The 18,885-nt window shown below is 68.3% G+C and carries 20 protein-coding genes; 16 read left to right on the forward strand and 4 right to left on the reverse strand.

The features are described 5' to 3' along the window. Positions 1–7 precede the first annotated feature (7 nt). The gene (locus ABIB15_RS05400; RefSeq protein ID WP_354475894.1) at positions 8–586 is read right to left on the reverse strand and encodes a GNAT family N-acetyltransferase; all 579 of its coding nucleotides are present in this window, start codon (positions 584–586) and stop codon (positions 8–10) included. On the opposite strand from ABIB15_RS05400, the gene dapB reads away from it, so the two are divergent. After that, the gene (dapB, locus tag ABIB15_RS05405; protein WP_354475896.1) at positions 585–1,331 is read left to right on the forward strand and encodes a 4-hydroxy-tetrahydrodipicolinate reductase; all 747 of its coding nucleotides are present in this window, start codon (positions 585–587) and stop codon (positions 1,329–1,331) included. The two genes, ABIB15_RS05400 and dapB, sit on opposite strands and share 2 nt — an antisense overlap. After that, entirely contained in the window at positions 1,328–1,771 is a 444-nt protein-coding gene (locus tag ABIB15_RS05410) for a hypothetical protein (RefSeq protein WP_354475898.1), read from the forward strand. The genes dapB and ABIB15_RS05410 overlap by 4 nt, the downstream gene beginning before the upstream one ends. Positions 1,772–1,777: 6 nt before the next feature. Here the strand turns inward: ABIB15_RS05410 and ABIB15_RS05415 are convergent, their stop codons facing one another. The 3 genes from ABIB15_RS05415 to thyX form a co-directional block, all read right to left on the reverse strand. Next, positions 1,778–2,719 (reverse strand): TIGR01777 family oxidoreductase, encoded by a 942-nt coding sequence (locus ABIB15_RS05415; protein ID WP_354475900.1) that lies wholly within the window; start codon positions 2,717–2,719, stop codon positions 1,778–1,780. Beyond that, entirely contained in the window at positions 2,719–3,147 is a 429-nt protein-coding gene (locus ABIB15_RS05420) for an OsmC family peroxiredoxin (protein ID WP_354475901.1), read from the reverse strand. The genes ABIB15_RS05415 and ABIB15_RS05420 overlap by 1 nt, the downstream gene beginning before the upstream one ends. Positions 3,148–3,233: 86 nt before the next feature. Beyond that, on the reverse strand, positions 3,234–3,971 hold the full coding sequence (gene thyX / locus ABIB15_RS05425) for an FAD-dependent thymidylate synthase (protein WP_354475902.1): 738 nt from the start codon (positions 3,969–3,971) through the stop codon (positions 3,234–3,236). A gap of 69 nt (positions 3,972–4,040) precedes the next feature. Between thyX and ABIB15_RS05430 the strand changes: the two genes are divergently transcribed. The 14 genes from ABIB15_RS05430 (at position 4,041) to recA (ending at position 18,885) form a co-directional block, all read left to right on the forward strand. Continuing rightward, complete coding sequence (locus tag ABIB15_RS05430) at positions 4,041–4,499, forward strand: TlpA family protein disulfide reductase (RefSeq protein WP_354475904.1); 459 nt, start codon at positions 4,041–4,043, stop codon at positions 4,497–4,499. Continuing rightward, complete coding sequence (locus tag ABIB15_RS05435; RefSeq protein ID WP_354475906.1) at positions 4,496–4,987, forward strand: DUF4395 domain-containing protein; 492 nt, start codon at positions 4,496–4,498, stop codon at positions 4,985–4,987. The genes ABIB15_RS05430 and ABIB15_RS05435 overlap by 4 nt, the downstream gene beginning before the upstream one ends. Before the next feature lie 611 nt (positions 4,988–5,598). Further along, positions 5,599–6,525: a DUF559 domain-containing protein gene (locus tag ABIB15_RS05440; protein WP_354475908.1), complete on the forward strand. Its 927-nt coding sequence runs from the start codon at positions 5,599–5,601 to the stop codon at positions 6,523–6,525. 128 nt (positions 6,526–6,653) lie between these two features. Then, positions 6,654–7,631: a 4-hydroxy-tetrahydrodipicolinate synthase gene (gene dapA / locus ABIB15_RS05445; RefSeq protein ID WP_354475910.1), complete on the forward strand. Its 978-nt coding sequence runs from the start codon at positions 6,654–6,656 to the stop codon at positions 7,629–7,631. A 67-nt stretch (positions 7,632–7,698) separates the two neighbouring features. Then, positions 7,699–9,369: a ribonuclease J gene (locus ABIB15_RS05450; RefSeq protein WP_354475912.1), complete on the forward strand. Its 1,671-nt coding sequence runs from the start codon at positions 7,699–7,701 to the stop codon at positions 9,367–9,369. Positions 9,370–9,471: 102 nt separating this feature from the next. After that, positions 9,472–10,482: an efflux RND transporter periplasmic adaptor subunit gene (locus tag ABIB15_RS05455; RefSeq protein ID WP_354475913.1), complete on the forward strand. Its 1,011-nt coding sequence runs from the start codon at positions 9,472–9,474 to the stop codon at positions 10,480–10,482. A 1-nt stretch (position 10,483) separates the two neighbouring features. Further along, the gene (locus tag ABIB15_RS05460; protein WP_354475915.1) at positions 10,484–11,221 is read left to right on the forward strand and encodes an ABC transporter ATP-binding protein; all 738 of its coding nucleotides are present in this window, start codon (positions 10,484–10,486) and stop codon (positions 11,219–11,221) included. Next, the gene (locus tag ABIB15_RS05465) at positions 11,218–12,435 is read left to right on the forward strand and encodes an ABC transporter permease (RefSeq protein ID WP_354475917.1); all 1,218 of its coding nucleotides are present in this window, start codon (positions 11,218–11,220) and stop codon (positions 12,433–12,435) included. Before ABIB15_RS05460 ends, ABIB15_RS05465 begins: the two co-directional genes overlap by 4 nt. Positions 12,436–12,502: 67 nt before the next feature. Next, complete coding sequence (locus ABIB15_RS05470; protein ID WP_354475919.1) at positions 12,503–15,313, forward strand: FtsK/SpoIIIE family DNA translocase; 2,811 nt, start codon at positions 12,503–12,505, stop codon at positions 15,311–15,313. 79 nt (positions 15,314–15,392) lie between these two features. After that, the gene (pgsA, locus tag ABIB15_RS05475; protein ID WP_354475999.1) at positions 15,393–15,995 is read left to right on the forward strand and encodes a CDP-diacylglycerol--glycerol-3-phosphate 3-phosphatidyltransferase; all 603 of its coding nucleotides are present in this window, start codon (positions 15,393–15,395) and stop codon (positions 15,993–15,995) included. Further along, entirely contained in the window at positions 15,992–16,477 is a 486-nt protein-coding gene (locus tag ABIB15_RS05480; protein WP_354475921.1) for a CinA family protein, read from the forward strand. Before pgsA ends, ABIB15_RS05480 begins: the two co-directional genes overlap by 4 nt. 163 nt (positions 16,478–16,640) lie before the next feature. Continuing rightward, positions 16,641–16,949 carry a helix-turn-helix domain-containing protein gene (locus ABIB15_RS05485; protein ID WP_161886823.1) on the forward strand — a complete coding sequence of 103 codons (309 nt, stop codon included), beginning with the start codon at positions 16,641–16,643 and terminating at the stop codon, positions 16,947–16,949. Between the two features lie 183 nt (positions 16,950–17,132). Then, positions 17,133–17,354, forward strand: coding sequence for a DUF3046 domain-containing protein (locus ABIB15_RS05490; protein ID WP_354475924.1), 222 nt, complete (start codon positions 17,133–17,135; stop codon positions 17,352–17,354). A gap of 421 nt (positions 17,355–17,775) precedes the next feature. Continuing rightward, positions 17,776–18,885 (forward strand): recombinase RecA, encoded by a 1,110-nt coding sequence (gene recA, locus ABIB15_RS05495; protein WP_354475926.1) that lies wholly within the window; start codon positions 17,776–17,778, stop codon positions 18,883–18,885.

The following is an 18,885-nucleotide window of genomic DNA, read 5'->3' on the forward strand; positions in this document are numbered from 1 at the left end:
GCGGGCATCACTCGAGCTCGGTCGTGAGATTCTTCGCGAACCAGTGCGTCGCGTTCGCGTTGCCGTTGTAGGGCGGGATCTCGACGTAGCCGCTGCTGCGGTAGAGGCCGGAGGCGGCCTGCTGGGCCTCGTTCGTGTCGAGGACAACCTCGCTCGCGCCGAACGCCCGCGCCCTGACCTCGAGCTCCTCGAGCAGCTGGCGGCCGAGGCCGCGGCCGCGCACGTGGGGTTGCAGCCACAGGTGCTTGACCTCGAACCGGGTCACCCCCGCGGAGTGGTCGAGCAGACGGGTGCCGCCGCAGCCGACATCCGCAGGTTCGCCGGCCAGGTCCTCGCCCTCGACGATCAGGAACACTCCTCGGGGAGGCCCGAAGTCGCCGGCCGCAGGGAAGGTCGCGCGGTACTGGCCCATCGTGGCGGGGAATGACTCCGCGCGGCTCGAGAAGTACTCGGCGAGGAGCGCGCGGGCGGCGTCATCGTCCACAGACGCCTCGCGATAGCTGACCATGTCGATCAGCCTAGGGCGAAGCGTCGCCCCGGGACGCGCCGTCTGGTGCTCGCGGGCGAGTTGGTAGATTGGGGCCATGACAACCAAGGTCGCCGTGGTCGGCGCAACCGGCAGGCTGGGCCAGCTCGTCTCGCGCATCGTGCGGGAATCCGACGACTTCGAACTCGTCGCGGAACTCGATTCACGCGCCCCGCTCAGCGACATGCTGGCTGCCGACATCGCCGTGGACGTCACCGTGCCCGGCGTCAGCCAGAAGGTCGTCGACTTCGCCGTCACGAACGGGATCAGCGTGCTCGTCGGCACGAGCGGCTGGTCGAGCGAGCGGATCACCTCCCTGCAGAGCCGCATTGCCGACACCCCTGCCATCGGCGCCGTCATCATCCCCAACTTCTCCATCGGCTCGGTGCTCGCGACGACGTTCGCGGCGATGGCCGCGCGATTCTTCGATTCGATCGAGATCGTCGAGACCCACCACGCCTCGAAGGTCGACTCGCCCTCGGGCACAGCGGTGCGCACCGCGGAGCTCATCGGGGCGGCGCGCGTGACGCACGGTCCCGTCGTTGCCCCGCACACCGACCAGCGCGCCCGCGGGCAGCAGGTCGCGAGCATCCCCATCCACAGCCTGCGGATGCAGGGGGTCGTGGCCCGTCAGGACGTGCACTTCGGCGGAAACGGCGAGCTGCTCACGCTGAGCCACGAGACCCTCGCTCCGAGTTCGTACGAGGCGGGCATCCTGCTCGCCCTGCGAGCGACGCGCACCGCCCGAGGGGTCACGGTGGGCCTCGACAAGCTCATCGACCTCACCTCGGGCCTTCCACGTTGAGCGCGCGCATCGGCGCCGCCCTCATGGCGCTCCTTCTGCTGCTCTATCTGGTCGTCGTCACGCAGCTTGCCGTTCGGCTCATCGTCGTCGACGAACCCGTCTCGCGCGGGATCGGCATCGCACTTCTCGTGCTTCCGCTGCTGGGACTCTGGGCGCTCATCGCCGAGGTGCTCTTCGGGGTCAGGAGCCAGCGTCTCGGCGCGATCGTGGCGAGCGAGGGCCCGCTGCCGGCCGAATTGCTGCCGCTGCGGCCGAGCGGTCGCCCCGATCGCAGCGCAGCCGACGTCGATTTCCCGCGCTATCAGGCCGAGGTCGAGAATGACCCGGGCAACTGGAGGACCTGGTTCCGGCTCGGCCTCGCCTATGACGCGTGCGGCGATCGGCGCCGCGCCCGCCAGTCCATCCGTCGGGCGATCTCGCTCAGCCGCGCGACCGCCTGAGCCCGATTAGCGCTCGTCGACGAGCGAGTCGATCGCCGACTCCACGGTCGCGTGGCGGAAGCGGAAGCCGTCGGCGAGCAGCGCCGATGGAACCATCTTCTGGCTGTTCAACAGAAGTTCGCGGCCGGCCTCGCCCATCCCGAGCGAGATGACCCTCTCGGGGATCGCAAACAGGTACGGCCGGTGCAACTTCCTGGCCAGGTACTTCGTCAGTCGGTCGGAGGTCGCAGGAACGGGGCCGGCGAGGTTCACCGGACCGCTGAGCGATGAGGTGAGGAGGTGCCGGATGGCGGCCGCCTCATCGTAGAGGCTGATCCACGGCCAGTACTGGCCGCCGGTACCCATCCGGGCGCCGGCACCCAGCTTGGTGGCGATCATCAGCGGCTTGATGCCGCCGCCGTTGCCGATGACGAGCCCGGTGCGGAAGGTGACGAGTCGCGTCTTCTCCGGGCCGATGCGCGCGGCCTCCTCCCACGCCTCGACGACGTCGGCGAGGAAGCCGGTTCCGCGGTCGGAGCCGTCGACCAGACGCTCGCCGGGGCGATCGCCGTAGATTCCCACGGCGGACGCCGACAGGAACACCGCCGGCGGCGTCGAGGCCCGGCTCATCGCCTGGGCGAGTGCTCTGGTCGTGTCCAGGCGTGAGTCGAGAATCGTCTTCTTGTAGCCGGGAGTCCACGGGATGCGTCCGAGCGATGCGCCGGACAGGTTGATCACGGCATCCATCGAGTCCATCAGGTTCGCGTCGATCATGCCGGCGCTCGGCGCCCAGTTGTGCTCGTCGGGCCCCTTCGGCTGTCGCCGGACGAGCTTCTGCACGTCGTGGCCGGCATCACGCAGCTGGCGCACCAGTTCCGTGCCGACGAGGCCGGATGCCCCGGACACGAGCACGGTCAGATTGGCCTTCTTGCGCGCGCGGGAGGCCGCGGGGCGACGGACCTGCGCCACTACGCGAGGCTGGCTTCGAGGGTGATCGAGGTGCCGCTGAGCGCGAGGGACACCGGGCAGGTCGCCTTCGCCTCCTCGGCAATGCGCTCGAAGTCCTGCTCGCTGATTCCGGGCACCTTGGCGCTGACCAGCAGGTGGCTGCCGGTGATGCCCGGGCCGGGCTCGAAGGTCACGGCCGCGGTCACCTGAATGTGCTCCGGGGGAGTTCCGTTGGTCGCGAGGAGGTGGGCGAACTGCATCGAGAAGCAGGCCGAGTGTGCCGCTCCCAGAAGTTCCTCGGGGTTGCTCTTCCCGGCCAGTCCGTTGGTGCGTGCGGCCCAGGACATCGGCAGGTCGACGAAGCCGCCGGACGAGTCGAGTGTTGTCTGGCCGCTGCCCGAGGCCAGGTCGCCGTGCCACAGGGTGGTTGATTCGCTGGTTACCGCCATGATGAAGCCCCTTCGTTTGCGGTTCAGCCTAGGCCACGCACCCGCGCGCGAGCAGGTGTTGCGACCTAGTCAACGGGCGAGCGCGACTACGGGGCTACTCGCCCGTTCTCGTTGAACGTGGCGAACGTCAGAGGCATCAAGGCGGCGAAGTGCTGCTCCATCTGCTCCGCAGCCATCTCGATCTCGCGCTGCGGATAGGACGGGAAGTGCGTGCCCTCACGCTTGGTGCGCAGTGACAGGAAGTTCATCAGCGAGCGCGCGTTCATCGTCACGTACATCGACGAGTAGATGTTGAGCGGCAGCACGATTCGCGCGACCTCCCGAGCGACGCCCGCGTCCAGCATCCGCTGGTACGACTCGAACGCCGCGGTCGACACGCGCTTGGCCTCCGACTGCACCAGCTCCGTCTGCTCCGGCGTTCCGGGGAGGAAGTCGTAGGCGCCGGGCTTGCCGACCTGCACGAGGTTGCGCTCGGGTCCGGGTACGTAGAAGACGGGGTTGAGCTCGCGGTAGCGGCCGGATTCCTCGTTGTAGGAGGCGATTCGGTGCCGCATGAACTCGCGAAACACGAAGATCGGGGCCTGCACGTAGAAGGTCATCGAGTTGTGCTCGAACGGCGATCCGTGGCGGTCGCGCATCAGGTAGTTGATGAGCCCCTTGCTGCGCGACGTGTCGAGCTCCTCGTCCTTGGCCGCGTCGAGGGTCTGCTCGCCCTGCGTTGAGACGCGGGCGGCGAAGAGCACGTCGGCGTCGCTCGCGTTCGCGCGGATGAGTTCGACTGTGACGTCGCTGCGGAATTGGATGTCGTGGGGCACGCGCCTCACGATAGCGCGGCCCCGCGTAATGATCTGTCACACTCGCCGCTCTCAGGCAGCACGACGTAGCCTGATTGCATGAACCCGGCGGCCACCCTCGCGATCCTGTTCGGTCTCGTTGCGCTCGCGACCCTGCTCGGCCTCATCTGGCGGGCCGCCAACGGCCGCGTCAGCGCGGGCGACCAGTCCCTCGTCTCCCTGCCCGAGCTGCCGGATGCCCGCGTCACGCTCCTGCAGTTCTCCACCGACGTGTGCGCCCCCTGCGTGCCGACCCGGGCGCTGCTCGGCAGGATCGCGGACGAGAACGACGGCGTGCAGCACGTCGACATCGACCTGACCCACCGGCCGGAGCTCGCCACCCGCTTCCGGGTGCTACAGACGCCGACGACGCTCGTGCTCGATTCCCGCGGGGCCGTCCGCGCCCGCATCGGCGGCGCCCCGAGAGCGGCCGAGGTGCGCGCCGCGGTCGCGGGGATCCTCGGTGCGAGGACGGATGCTGCGGCCGTCGCCAACGCCTCCGGAACGGCCACGCGATGACCGGGCTGCCGTCGACTGGGCAGCAGCCGTCGGGGCGCGACCAGATTGACCCGCGCGGTCCCAGGTTCGGTGCCGGGATCACCGCGCTCCTGTTGCTGGGGGTCCTAGGGCTTGAGCTGTCGGGGTACACGACCTCCGCCGCGCTGCTTCTCGCCGCGATCGCCGCGCTGTTCGCGTGGGGCGCCTTCGCCGGCATCCGGCGCCACCCCTACGCCGTCCTCTTCGCGCGGTTCGTCCGGCCGCAGCTCGCCCCGACGTCCGAGCGCGAGGGAGCGGCGCCGCCGACCTTCGCCCAGGGTGTCGGACTCGCCGTTACGCTCGCAGGGCTCGTGCTTCACCTGCTCGGGGTGCCTCTCGCGATCGGCGTCGCCGCCGGCGCGGCGTTCATCGCTGCGTTCCTCAATGCCGTCTTCGCCTACTGCCTCGGCTGCCAGATCTACCTCGGCCTGCTCCGTGCGGGGCTGCTCGGCCCCTCCGCCCGGGCCTGACCCGCCTGCCGGTTCGCGCAGCGACCGGGTGTGCCTGACTGCTGGTTGAGCAGGTCGCGCGGCGACCGTGTCTGACTGCAGGTCGCGCGGCGACCGTGTCTGACTGCAGGTCGCGCAGGTCTGACCTCTCGTGTCGCCAAAGTCGGAGTCGACGTGACGGCCCACGTCGGGGGCACCGGAGTCCCCGGTTTCTGGTTCCTGCCGGGGCTGTTAAATGGCGTGCCCTCCGACTTTGACGACACAGCTGTGACCTCAGCGGGGACGCGAAGGACCGATCGCTGTGTGCCGAGGACGTTCGGCGCCCGATCGCTTGTTGAGTAGGTCGCGCGGCGACCCGCGACGCCGCTGACCTGACCCACACATTGTGTGTCGCACCTTGTGTGTCACCAAAGTCGGAGTCGACCTGCGGCCCCACTACTGTGGGCAGAGCCAATCCGGGCCTCGGAGTGTCGCTCCGGCCGTGAACGTGTTCGACTTCCGACGTTGACGACAACCTCGCCGGGCCGCCCCAGCGCGGCCCACCGCTCCTCCCGAACGTCATCCCACCAGCCTCTCTCCACCATTCCGGCCAAAGCCCCCTCGGGCTGGGGGGAGGCCGTCATCGTGGCCCGATGATGCGCGTCGCAGAAGTGCTCCAAATGGCCGGTGGAATTGCCTCCCTGGACGAGTTCGAGCTCAATCGGGTGGGGGCTCGTGCGGTGCAGCGAGCTAGTCGGTCGGGCGTCATCTTTCGGGTGCGCCGCGGCTGGTACGCCGCGGCGGGCGCGCCGGCCGAGCTGGTTCGGGCCGTGCGCGTCGGCGGGGCGCTCGGCTGCGTGTCCGGATGCGCCGAGTACGGCCTCTGGCTTCCGCCGGGCGCTGCATTGCATGTGAGTGTCGGACGAGGTGCGCGTCACATCAAGCACCCGGACACAGCCGCAGTAGTCCGTCGGTTCTCGCCGCACGACGGGGTGGTGCTGCACTGGGACCGGGCCGACAATTCACCCGCCGGGCGCCGGCTCTTGCCGCTGATCGAGTGCATTCGTCAGGTGTTCGCCTGCCAGCCCGAGGAGATCGCATTCACAATGCTCGAGTCTGCGCTGCGTCAGGGCCTCCTGAGTCCCGGCGAACTCGATTGGCTCGATGGCCAGGTCACGGCGCGGCAGCGCGACGTCGTTCGATTGGCCGGTGTGCTCGCCGATAGCGGCACAGAGTCGCTGTTCCGTTTTCGGATGATGCGCGTCGGGGTGACGATGCGCTCGCAGGTGCGCATCGCGGGGGTCGGCCGGGTCGACTTCGTGATTGGTGACCGGTTGTCCATCGAGATCGACAGCGAGGCGCATCACGGCGGCGCCAATCGTCGGCGGGACCTTGCGCGTGACGCCGCACTCACGAGGCGGGACTACCTGTCGCTCCGTTTCGACTACCACCAGGTACTCCACGACTGGGCGATTGTGGAGGCGACGGTGCTGGCGGTCATCGCTCGCGGCGACCACCTCGCACGCGTGTCGCCAAGGTCGGATGCTGTGTCGTTCGGGCGCCCTCATGTGCAGCGTTGACCGGGTCTCCCGGCGTCACCCGAGTGGCTCGCGGCGGAGGAGTCCGACTTCGGCGACGCCGGGCCACTCAACCTCCGGTCGACACCTGGCGGATGTGGCCGGCAACGGCCACGCGATAACCTGTAGGGGTGTCTACGTCCCCTAATCCCTTTGGCCAAGTCCTCGTCGCGCTGGTAACACCGTTCACCGCCGACGGCGAAGTCGACTGGGCCGACGTCGAGAAGCACATCGACGACGTCATCACCGCCGGTGCCGACGGAGTCGTCGTGACCGGCACGACCGGCGAGACCTCCACTCTCACCGACCCGGAGAAGATCCGCCTCGTCGAGGTCGGCAAGTCCGTCGCGGCGGGCCGCGCGAAGATCATCACCGGCGGCGGATCCAACGAGACCGCCCACGCGATGCAGCTCTACAGGGCAAGCGAGAAGGCCGGCGCCGATGCCGTCATGATCGTCACCCCGTACTACAACAAGCCCACCCAGGCCGGGGTGCTCACCCACTTCCGCATGATCGCCGACGCGACCGACCTTCCCGTGATCCTCTACGACATCCCCGGGCGCACGGGCATCCCGATCAGGTACGAGACGATCCTGCGCGCGGCGAAGCATCCGAACATCCTCGCGATCAAGGATGCAAAGGGCGACTTCAGCGAGGTCAGCCGCGTGCTCAACCAGACCGACCTGCTCTACTTCTCCGGCGACGACGCCAACGTGTTGCCGCACCTCTCGATCGGCGCGTCCGGTCTCATCGGCGTGACGGCGAACATCGCCGCGGCCCCCTACCGGGTGATCGTGGATGCCGTGAACGCCGGCGACCTCGCCACCGCGACCGCCGCCCACAAGGCGCTCGAGCCGCTCGTGCGAGCCGTCATGACGCATGTGCCCGGAACGGTCGCGGCGAAGTACATCCTGCACGGCCTCGGCCGCATCGGAAGCCCACGCGTTCGCCTGCCGCTCGTCGGCCCCGAGGATGCCGAGGCGGCGCAGATCGAGGACGAGATCGCGATCGTCGGCGCGATCCCCGGACTGGACCTCAGCAACTTCCGTCCGGACCGCAATGCGGCCGCAGGCGGAGCACTCCCGAAGATCGCCGGCACGACCCGCTGAGCACGACGGCCCACCCCAGCGACGCGGTGCCGCAGCGAACGTCCGGCGGACGAGACGACAGGACCTGATGACCATTTACAGTCCGCCACCGCTCGAGAACGGCACGCTGCGCATCATCCCGATCGGCGGGCTCGGTGAGATCGGCCGCAACATGACGGTCTTCGAGATCGACGGCAAGCTCCTGATCGTCGACTGCGGGGTGCTCTTCCCCGAGGAGAACCAGCCCGGCGTCGACCTGATCCTGCCCGACTTCACTCCCATCAGGGACAGGCTCGACGACGTCGTCGGCATCGTTCTCACCCACGGCCACGAGGACCACATCGGCGCGGTGCCGTACCTCCTCCGGCTGCGCGCCGACATCCCGCTCATCGGGTCGAGCCTGACCCTCGCGTTCATCGAGGCGAAGCTCAAGGAGCACCGCATCACACCGTTCACGCTGACGGTGCGCGAAGACCAGAAAGAGCGGCTCGGCCCCTTCAACCTCGAGTTCGTCGCGGTGAACCATTCGATCCCGGATGCTCTCGCCGTCGCGATCCGCACGAGCGCAGGTGTCGTGCTGCATACGGGCGACTTCAAGATGGACCAGCTGCCGCTCGACAATCGCATCACCGACCTGCGCGCCTTCGCCCGGCTCGGCGAGGCTGGCGTCGACCTGTTCCTTGTCGACTCCACCAACGCCGACGTCCCCGGTTTCACCGCGCCGGAGCGGGACATCGGACCGGTGCTCGAGAACGTGATCCTCTCTGCCCCCCGCCGGGTCATCGTCGCGAGCTTCTCCAGCCACGTGCACCGGGTGCAGCAGGTGCTGGATGCCGCGAACGCGAACGGCCGCCGGGTCGCCTTCATGGGCCGCTCGATGGTGCGCAACATGTCGATCGCCGCGGAGCTCGGCTACCTGAAGGTGCCGCCGGGTGTGCTCATCGACTCCAAGAAGGCCGCCGACCTGCCCGACGACAAGATCGTCTACATGAGCACGGGGTCGCAGGGCGAGCCGATGGCCGTGCTCGCGCGAATGGCGAACATGGAGCACCAGATCGAGATCGGCACGGGCGACACCGTCATCCTCGCCTCGAGCCTCATCCCCGGCAACGAGAACGCCGTGTACCGCGTGATCAACGGGCTCATCAAGCTCGGCGCGAACGTGGTGCACAAGGGCAACGCGAAGGTGCACGTCTCCGGGCACGCGAGCGCGGGAGAGCTGCTCTACTGCTACAACATCGTGCGCCCGAAAAACGTGTTGCCGGTGCACGGCGAGTACCGCCATCTCGTCGCGAACCAGGCACTCGCGATCCAGACGGGCGTGCCGCGGGAGAAGACCATCATCGGCGAGGACGGCACCGTGATCGACCTGCGCGACGGCGTCGCGACCGTCGTCGGCCAGCTCGACCTCGGCTACGTCTACGTGGACGGGGCGTCGGTCGGCACGATCACCGACGCCGACCTCAAGGACCGTCGCATCCTCGCCGAGGAGGGCTTCGTGTCGATCTTCGTTGCGATCGACGCGCAGACCGGTGCCGCCATCGTGGGCCCGGAGATCCACGCGCGGGGGTACGCCGAGGACTCCGCCGTGTTCGCGAGCGTCAAGCCGCTGATCGTCGCCGCGCTCGCCGAGGCGGCGGCGAACGGAACACGCGACACCCACGCCTACAGCCAGGTCGTGCGGCGCACGGTCGGCCGTTGGGTCAGCTCCTCGCACCGCCGCCGGCCCATGATTGTGCCGATCGTCATCGAGGCCTGATCGCGCAAGAAACATCACGTGTCATCCGTGGGGGAGGATGCGCGAGGCAGTCGCCAACCGATAGCTTGACGTTGAGTAATCCTCTCGAGCATCGGAGCGGCTGTGGGCGTCACGCGTACGTGGATATTCCCGATCCTGCGGATCGTCATCTTTCTCGCCATCGCGAGTGCACTCGTGAAGATGGCGTTCTTCTCCGAGGCGGCCTCAGCGGGGGACGGGCCCGAGTTCCCGACCGGGGTGATCTCCGAGCCCGAGGTGGCGGTGACGGTCGGCACGATCCAGAACGACGTCACAGTGCAGGGCACCATTGTCGCCGACCCGGCTCTGCCCGTGAAGGCCACACTCAACGGCGACGTGACCAAGCTGCTCGTCGGCGTCGGCGCGCCGGTGGCCGCCGACACCCCCGTGATGACGATCAGGTCCGAGACCCCGGGTGCCGTCCGCGACGATGGCACGATGGCCCCGGCCAAGGTCGTGACCGTCACGGTGCTGGCCGGCTCGCCCGGCGTCCTCTCGGCCCTTCCCGTGATCGTCGGGCAGACCGTCGCCGTCGGGGACGCCGTGGGGCAGGTCGCCCCGACGAGCTTCGCCGTGAGTGGCACCCTGGCCCCCGACCAGCAGTACCGGCTGCTCACCCGGCCGACCGAGGCCGAGGTCACGATCACCGGCAGCCCGGCGCCGTTCATCTGCACCCAGCTGACGATCACCTCGGCGCTCGCCGGGGCCGACCCCGCTTCCGACCCGAACGGTGGCGCTCCGGCCTCGGGTGCCACGGTCCGCTGCGGTGTGCCGGGCGAGGTCACCGTCTTCGCGGGCCTCGGAGCCGAGCTCACCCTCGCGGGCGGCGTCGCCGAGAACGTGCTCACCGTTCCGGTGACGAGTGTCGAGGGGTCCTCCGGCGCCGGCAGCGTCTACCTCCGTCTCCCGGATGGCACGAGCGAGAGCGCTGCGGTGGTGATCGGGCTCAACGACGGCGTCAACGTCGAGATCAAGGAGGGGCTCGCCGAGGGTGACTTGGTTCTGCAGTTCATCCCGGGCGCGCCGCAGGTGGGCGTCGACATGGGCGACGGATGCATGTCCTTCCCCGACGGCTCCGTCACCTGCGGCCCCTGAGATGCCGCTCCTGACACTCTCCGGGGTCACCCGCTCGGTGCGCCTGCCCGACTCGAGCATGCTCGAGATCCTCCGGGGCGTCGACCTCGAGGTGGAGGTCGGCGACCACGTGTCGATCGTCGGCCGCTCTGGCTCGGGGAAGACGACGCTCCTCAACCTCCTCGGCCTGCTCGACAGCCCGACGGCGGGCACCATCACCTTCGAGGACCGGCTCGTCTCGAAGTTGTCCTCCGGGGCGCGCGACCGAGCGCGGGGGGCCGACATCGGCTTCATCTTCCAGCAGTTCAACCTGCTCTCCGGCCGCACGGCGCTCGAGAACGTCATGACGCCGCTGCTGTACGCCTCCGGGCGGCAGTTCTGGCGGCGCGAGGCAATCGCCGCGGACATGCTCGACCGCGTCGGCCTCGGCGCGCGAATGAGCTCGATGCCCGAGAAGCTGTCCGGAGGAGAGCAGCAGCGCGTCGCGATCGCCCGCGCGCTGGTGCGCGGTCCCCGGCTCATCCTCGCCGACGAGCCGACCGGCGCCCTCGACATCGAGACGGGGGTGGTCATCATGAAGCTTCTCGACGATGTCGCCGAATCATCGGGTGCAGCGCTCATCACCATCACCCACGACACCAACGTCGCCGCGCTCGCCCGCAGGCACTACCGACTCGGTCACGGCGTGCTCGTGCCGATCGAACCCGGCTACCTCGACCCGGCTGCGACCGCAGGCGTCTTCGGGGAGGTCGGCGCATGAGGCGCATCCTGTCGAGCACGGTCGGAGCCGTCGTCGAGGCGCGCTCCGAGCTCCGGGTACACCGCACCAGGGTGCTGCTGAGCCTGATCGGTGTCGCGGTCGCCATCGCTGCGCTCACGAGCGTCGTCGGACTCGGCCAGATGGCCCGCCAATCCACGACCGAGTCCTTCGAGCGGGGCGGCGGTCGCGCGGCAACACTCGTGGTCAGCGCCTACTCCCAGTCGGGCGCGCCCCTGAACAGCTCGGCGCTCGGCGACGCCGTCGCCACGGCAACCGAGCGCTACGGCATCAGCCACGTCACGCCTGCCGGCTACTCGAACCAGCGCATCCAGTTCCCCGATGGGGTTGTCGACGTTCAGACGCAACTCGTCGGCGTCGACTACCGCACGATGCATCGCCTCGCGGTGCTCGATGGGTCGTGGTTCACCGAAACGGATGCCGATCGGCTCGCCCCCGGTCTCGTGGTCAACGAGGCGTTCTGGCAGCGGATCGGATCCCCGGACCTGCGCACCCACCCGACCGTCACGATCGTCGGTGCGAGCCGGGCGACCGCGGTGATCCTCGGCGTCACCAGTTCCTATCCCGGCGACCCGACCTCAAGCGCCATGATGTTGCTGTCCTCCTACGAACGCATCGCCGACCCCGCCCAGCTCGCGAGCGTCTCGCCCGGGTACGAGTTCTGGGTGCCAGCCGATCTCGCCGACCCGATCATGGCGGGCCTGACGAGCGACCTGCGAGGCGTGCTCGGAAGCGGCGCCACCGTCGACGTGTTCCGCTCGGACTATGCCGCCTACGGGGAGGACCCGCTCGGGCCGATCACCTTCGTCGTCACCGGCGTCGCCTTGCTCATCCTGTTCCTCGGTGCGCTGAGCCTCGTGAACATCTCGCTCGTGACCGTGCGCCAGCGTGTGCGCGAGATCGGAATCCGTCGCAGCTTCGGTGCGACCGCCGGACGCGTCTTCTTCGCGGTGATGATGGAAAGCGTCGTCGGCACCGTCGCCGCAGGGGTCATCGGCGTCGTCGTCGCGGTGCTCGTCGTCACCAACCCGACCCTGCAGCAGCTCGTCGCCCAGGGCGCGATCGAGCTGCCGCCGTTCCCCCTCGAGGCCGCGCTCATCGGACTTGGCGCGGCCGTCGTCGTCGGTGCTCTCGCGGGCCTGCTTCCCGCGCTCGTTGCCGTGCGGGTGAAGGTGATCGACGCGATTCGCTACTGAGCGCGATCGCCTGACACGCGCGCGGGCCAACCGGCCGCTGACGGCGGCCCGGGATACCGTAAGGAACATGGCTACGAGCACTCGGTCGACCCCGCGCGCGCGAACGACGCCGCGCTCCGGCACCAAGGGCGCCGGCGCCGCGACCGGCAAGGGCACCACGCGCAAGATGCCCGCCCCCAAATTCGAACCCGAACGCGGCCCCGGGCTGCTCTCCCGCGCCTGGCTCGGCCTCGCGCACATCGTCGGTGGCGGCGCGCGCGTGCTCGGCAAGGAGACCCTGGCCAAGGAGGAGCGCCGCGACGGAGTGCCGTTCTTCATCGTCATCCTCGCCGTCTTCGGCGCCGTCGTGAAGTGGTTCAACCCCGCCGACCCCGTCGCCGTCGCACTCGACGCCTACTCCTTCGGGGGTCTCTTCGGCCACGTCGCCTACGCGCTGCCCGTGATCATGGTGCTGTTCGCGATCTGGCTGTTCCGGCATCCGGCATCCGTCCACGACAACGGGCGCATCGGAATCGGCCTCGCCGTGCTCCTGACCACCGTCAGCGGACTTTTCCACATCTTCGGCGGTCAGCCGTCGCCCGCTCAGGGCATGCCCGACCTCGCGATCGCCGGCGGCATCCTCGGCTGGGTGCTCGCCGCCCCCCTGGTGTTCGTCCTCACGACCGCGGGCGCGACGGCCGTGGTCATCCTGCTGCTCGTGCTCTCGCTGTTCATCATCACGAAGACCCCGCCGAACCGGCTACTGCACCGGTTGCGCGAGCTCTACTCCTACCTGTTCGGTGCCGAGATGCCGGATGCCGAGGCCGCGGCCGCGAAAAAGGCCGCGAAGTCCGACACCGGCTCCTTCGGGTCGATCGACGACCTCGGGCTCGGCGAAGAGACCGAGCTGCCCTGGTGGCGACGCAACAAGACACGTCGCGAAGACGACCCGGCCTACGACACCCCGGTTATCGTGCGGGCACGCGACGAGACCGAGGTCATCGATCGCGCCGCCGACGCCGCAGCGGAGCGCGCGAGGGCCGAGCATGCCGAGCGGGCCGAACGCGCCGCGGAGGCCGCCCTGCTCGCCGACCTCGTGCAGGCCGAGGGGGCGCTCGAGCGGTTCACCGGTGAGGTCGAGGGCCACCCGACCGGCATCAGGGACGACTCCGGCCCCAGCGTCGCCGATCCGCTGCCCGGTTTTGCCGACAGCGCGTCGACCAAGGGCGCGGCGGGCGAGTTCGCAGCCGCGACGGGTCCGCAGCCGCCGACGGCACCGTACCGACTTCCCGCCGTGTCGACGCTCGCAGTCGGCACTCCGCCGAAGTCGCGTTCCGAGGCCAATGAGGTCATCGTGCGCGCCATCACCGAGGTGCTCAAGCAGTTCGCCGTCGACGCCAAGGTCACCGGCTTCAGCCGTGGGCCGACCGTCACGCGATACGAGATCGAGCTCGGCCCCGGCGTGAAGGTCGAGCGCGTCACGGCGCTCAACAAGAATCTCAGCTACGCCGTCGCGAGCAATGAGGTGCGCATCCTCTCGCCGATTCCCGGCCGCTCCGCGATCGGCGTCGAGATCCCGAACACCGACCGTGAGATCGTGTCGCTCGGCGACGTGCTCCGCTCGAAGGCCTCGACCAGCAGCCAGCATCCGCTCACCGTCGGCCTCGGCAAAGACGTCGAGGGCGGCTTCGTCGTCGCGAACCTCGCGAAAATGCCCCACCTGCTCGTCGCCGGCTCGACCGGCTCGGGCAAGTCGAGCTTCGTCAACTCGATGATCGTCTCGCTGCTCATGCACGCCAGCCCCGCCGAGGTGCGCATGGTGCTGATCGACCCGAAGCGGGTCGAGCTCACCCCCTACGCCGGCATTCCCCACCTCATTACCCCCGTCATCACGAGCCCCAAGAAGGCCGCAGAGGCGCTCAGCTGGGTCGTGAAGGAAATGGATATGCGGTACGACGACCTCGAGAGCTTCGGGTTCCGTCACATCGACGACTTCAATCGAGCGGTCTCGGCGGGCGAGATCATCCTCCCCGTCGGCAGCGAGCGCAAGCTCAAGCCCTACCCGTACCTGCTCGTGGTCGTCGACGAGCTCGCCGACCTCATGATGGTCGCCCCGCGCGACGTCGAGGACTCGATCGTGCGCATCACGCAGCTGGCCAGGGCCTCCGGCATCCACCTCGTGCTCGCCACCCAGCGCCCGAGCGTCGACGTCGTCACCGGCCTCATCAAGGCGAACGTGCCCTCGCGGCTCGCCTTCGCGGTGAGCAGCATGACCGACAGCCGGGTGATCCTCGACCAGCCCGGCGCCGAGAAGCTCATCGGACAGGGCGACGCGCTCTTCCTGCCCATGGGCGCCTCCAAGTCGATCCGGGTGCAGGGCGCCTGGGTCACCGAGAGCGAGGTCAATGCCGTCGTCAAGCACGTGACCCGCCAGGCCCAGCCCGAGTACCGGAAGGACGTGGCCGCCGTCGCCGAAAAGAAGGTCATCGACGGCGACATAGGCGACGACCTCGAGGTGCTGCTGGCCGCAGCCGAACTCATCGTCAGTACCCAGTTCGGATCGACCTCGATGCTGCAGCGCAAGCTGCGGGTCGGCTTCGCGAAGGCGGGGCGCCTGATGGACCTGCTCGAATCTCGCGAGATCGTCGGGCCCTCCGAGGGGTCGAAGGCGCGCGACGTGCTTGTCACGCCGGAACAGCTTCCGGGAGTGCTCGCGCGGCTGCGGGGCGAGGATGCACCGGCAGCGCCAGCGGCGGCATCCGACCAACGGCAGGCACGCTCGGCCGATGCAGACCGGCTCGAGAACCCGCTGGCCGATCCGGTTCGCGAGATGACGACCGGTTACGATGAGGTGGACGCCTCGGACGAGGACGCCTGGGGTCTGACGGGCAGGGAGTAACGCCGTGGCTTCTGATCGAGTGCCGCCGGGTCCGCCCTCCGCTTCGCCGGGGGAACCGGCTCCGCGCCGCCCCAACCCGATGCGCGGCCGGGTCGTCCGGTCGGGCGATACCCCCGCGAGCTCCGGCAACATCGCCAATATCATCACCGTCGTCCGCATCCTGATGGCGCCGGCCTTCATCTGGCTGCTGCTCGCCGACGACGGCGCGCTGGGCCCGCTGCGCATCATCGCGGCGGTGCTCTTCGTGGTCGCGATCGTCACCGACAGCGTGGACGGCCTGCTCGCCCGGCGCCAGAACCTCGTCACCGACCTCGGGAAGATCCTCGACCCGATCGCGGACAAAGTGCTCATCGGCGGTGCACTGGTCGGACTCTCGATGCTCGGCGAGCTGCCGTGGTGGGTCACGATCATCATCCTGGTGCGCGAGCTGGGTATCACCGCCTTCCGATTCGCTGTGCTGCGCACCCGCGTCATCCCGGCCTCGAGCGGCGGCAAGCTCAAGACCGTGCTGCAGTCCGTTGCGATCTCGCTCTACCTGTTCCCGCTGCAGCTCGTGGTCGGCGACTGGATCCTCTGGGTCAATGCGGTGCTCATGGGTCTCGCTGTCATCGTGACCGTCGTCACCGGCGCGGACTACCTGTGGAAGGCGTACCGAGGCAACCGGCCCGGCGCCAAGCCGTGAGCCTCGCCGCCGATCTCATCGCCGAGCTGACCGCGCGGAACCTGTCGGTCGCCGTTGCGGAGTCGCTCACCGGCGGCCTCCTCGTCGCCGAGCTGGTCGCGATCCCCGGGGCGTCCCTCGTCGTCCGCGGGGGAGTCGTCGCGTACGCCACCGACCTCAAGCACTCGCTGCTGGGTGTGTCGGCGGAGCTGCTGGCCGCCGAGGGACCGGTGCACCCCGAGGTGGCCCGGCAAATGGCGATGGGTGTGCGCCGGATGCTGTCGAATGACGGCACACCCGCCGACATCGGCCTCGCCACCACCGGGGTCGCCGGCCCGGGCCCTCGGGACGGACACCCGGAGGGCGAGGCGTACGTCGCGATCGCGATCGGCGACAGGGCCGAAGTGCTTCACCTGCACATATCGGGAACCCGCGACGACATCCGAAAACGCGTCGTCTCCGAATCACTCAGTGAACTGGCCAAATTGCTGCACCTCGGCTAGCTATCGCGGGGAATGTTTCGCGTTTCGATCTCGTTACATAGCAGTGATTAACAAGCGTCACACAGATTGTTCTCGATAGAGTTTGGGTCATCAGGAGTTGCGTAGCCGCAACTTCTGGCACGCATCTACAACACGGGTCAGTCATCTAAGGAGGAGAGTCCACATGGTCCTAGTACGCCAAGAAATCGGAGATGTACTCCGGGACTTCCGCCTGCAAAAAGGTCGAACCCTTCGCCAGGTCGCGAGCAAGGCCAGTGTTGCTCTCGGATACCTGAGCGAGGTGGAGCGGGGCCAGAAAGAGGCCAGCTCCGAGATCCTTGCCTCTGTTGCGGATGCCCTCGACACCCCCATTTCGGTCATCATGCGCGAAGTCGGCGATCGCCTCGCCGTCATCGAGGGTCTTAACCGGATCCCCGACACCGTTCCCGACGACCTCGTCGCCAATTTCGACGCCGACCTCGCGGTCCGCTAGAACCCACCCAATCGATCAAATGCCCCGGCCTCAACGCCGGGGCATTTGTCGTGTGGGGATACCGCGCCCGGTGAGGTTCGGGCGTGCCGGGCCGCTCTCGCGGGTCCGCGGGAGATTCGGCATCCGACGGGCTGGACGTGATTCGTGCAGTGCTTTGCCGCTCGCTCTTGTTAGCGTTGTCGGGTGAGAGTGAGTGAGTTCTGGCAGGCCGTGGCCGACGAGTTCGGCGAGGGATACGGGCGAACCGTCACGCGCGATCTCGTGCTCGGTGCCCTGGGAGACCGCACCCCTGTGCAGGCCATAGCCGCGGGCATCGACACGAAAGAGATCTGGGTTGCCCTCTGCGCGTCGACCGATGTTCCCCCGAACCGACGGTACGGGGTAGGCCAGCTGCCGCAGAAGTAGCAAGCGGCGGGTTGCCGGTCGCCACAGCCACTAGTCCGTGAGTTGCCTGCTCACGTCCCCTTTCGGGGCGTGGATGCCGCGTTTGTGGGCGACTCGCGGCTGATGGCGCCAGTTTGTTTGCGCGAAAGCGCCGCATGCAGCGAGGAATGTCCGACACGCGCCTCCCGGGGGTCGAACATTCGTTCGGTTCTTACTAAGCTCCTGCACAAGCGCAATCGAAGACGGTCTGTGCACTGATGCCGGTGACGGTCGACAGGAATGTCGGACGCCGAGCGTACAGTCGCAGTTGTTGGAGACGAACCAACGACAAGCACCACCCGTAACACCAGCCTTGTCGCGGACTGCCGGGCCCTGCAACATCGGCCTGGTAGTGAAGCGGCAGCCTACAGGCGCACAACCCTCTAGTCACAAGGAGCCTCCGATGGCATCAGCAGCAGATCGCGAAAAGTCACTCGAAACAGCACTCGCCCAGATCGACCGCCAGTTCGGCAAGGGCTCCGTCATGCGCCTCGGCAGCGACGAGCGCGCCCCCGTCGCGGTCATCCCGACCGGATCGATCGCCCTGGATGTCGCGCTCGGCATCGGCGGGCTTCCGCGCGGCCGCATCGTGGAGATCTACGGGCCGGAGTCCTCCGGCAAGACGACCCTCACGCTGCACGCCATCGCGAACGCGCAGAAGGCCGGCGGAATCGCCGCCTTCATCGACGCGGAGCACGCACTCGACCCCGACTACGCGCAGAAGCTCGGCGTCGACATCGATGCACTCCTCGTCTCCCAGCCCGACACGGGTGAGCAGGCGCTCGAGATCGCCGACATGCTTGTCCGTTCCGGCTCGATCGACCTCATCGTCATCGACTCCGTCGCCGCCCTCGTGCCGCGCGCGGAGATCGAGGGAGAGATGGGCGACTCGCACGTCGGTCTGCAGGCGCGGCTCATGTCGCAGGCGCTGCGCAAGCTCACGGGTGGCCTAAGCCAGACCAACACGACGATGATCTTCATCAACCAGCTCCGCGAGAAGATCGGGGTGTTCTTCGGAAGCCCCGAGACCACCGCGGGAGGAAAAGCGCTGAAGTTCTACGCGTCGGTGCGCCTCGATATCCGCCGCATCGAGACTCTCAAAGACGGCACAGAGGCCTACGGTAACCGCACCCGGGTGAAGGTCGTCAAGAACAAGATGGCGCCGCCCTTCAAGCAGGCCGAGTTCGACATCCTTTACGGCGTCGGCATCTCGCGCGAGGGAAGCCTCATCGACTTCGGTGTCGAGCACGAGATCGTGCGCAAGTCGGGGGCGTGGTACACCTACGATGGCGACCAGCTGGGTCAGGGCAAGGACAACTCGCGCAACTTCCTGCTGAGAAACCCGCAGATCGCCCTCGACATCGAGAAGAAGATCATGATCAAGCTGGGAATGGCACCCGACCCGAACGCGCCCGCGGTCACGGAAGGTGACCAGGCGAAGGCGGTCGACACGGCGAAGACCGCGGCGGTCGAGCCCATCCAGAAAAAGCTCGCCTCGCGCAAGGCGGTCTGA

Origin of the sequence: Marisediminicola sp. UYEF4, from assembly GCF_040546025.1 — a bacterium.
In the GTDB taxonomy this organism is placed as follows: domain Bacteria; phylum Actinomycetota; class Actinomycetes; order Actinomycetales; family Microbacteriaceae; genus Marisediminicola.

What these genes read in the sequence shown, in the direction of transcription:
- ABIB15_RS05485 (WP_161886823.1), top strand. Translation starts at nt 16,641, where the DNA reads ATGGTCCTAGTACGCCAAGAAATCGGAGATGTACTCCGGGACTTCCGC.
- ABIB15_RS05465 (WP_354475917.1), top strand. Translation starts at nt 11,218, where the DNA reads ATGAGGCGCATCCTGTCGAGCACGGTCGGAGCCGTCGTCGAGGCGCGC.
- ABIB15_RS05440 (WP_354475908.1), top strand. Translation starts at nt 5,599, where the DNA reads ATGATGCGCGTCGCAGAAGTGCTCCAAATGGCCGGTGGAATTGCCTCC.
- ABIB15_RS05400 (WP_354475894.1), bottom strand. Translation starts at nt 586, where the DNA reads ATGGCCCCAATCTACCAACTCGCCCGCGAGCACCAGACGGCGCGTCCC.
- ABIB15_RS05435 (WP_354475906.1), top strand. Translation starts at nt 4,496, where the DNA reads ATGACCGGGCTGCCGTCGACTGGGCAGCAGCCGTCGGGGCGCGACCAG.
- pgsA (WP_354475999.1), top strand. Translation starts at nt 15,393, where the DNA reads ATGCGCGGCCGGGTCGTCCGGTCGGGCGATACCCCCGCGAGCTCCGGC.
- ABIB15_RS05470 (WP_354475919.1), top strand. Translation starts at nt 12,503, where the DNA reads ATGGCTACGAGCACTCGGTCGACCCCGCGCGCGCGAACGACGCCGCGC.
- dapB (WP_354475896.1), top strand. Translation starts at nt 585, where the DNA reads ATGACAACCAAGGTCGCCGTGGTCGGCGCAACCGGCAGGCTGGGCCAG.
- ABIB15_RS05420 (WP_354475901.1), bottom strand. Translation starts at nt 3,147, where the DNA reads ATGGCGGTAACCAGCGAATCAACCACCCTGTGGCACGGCGACCTGGCC.
- recA (WP_354475926.1), top strand. Translation starts at nt 17,776, where the DNA reads ATGGCATCAGCAGCAGATCGCGAAAAGTCACTCGAAACAGCACTCGCC.
- ABIB15_RS05430 (WP_354475904.1), top strand. Translation starts at nt 4,041, where the DNA reads ATGAACCCGGCGGCCACCCTCGCGATCCTGTTCGGTCTCGTTGCGCTC.
- ABIB15_RS05450 (WP_354475912.1), top strand. Translation starts at nt 7,699, where the DNA reads ATGACCATTTACAGTCCGCCACCGCTCGAGAACGGCACGCTGCGCATC.
- ABIB15_RS05460 (WP_354475915.1), top strand. Translation starts at nt 10,484, where the DNA reads ATGCCGCTCCTGACACTCTCCGGGGTCACCCGCTCGGTGCGCCTGCCC.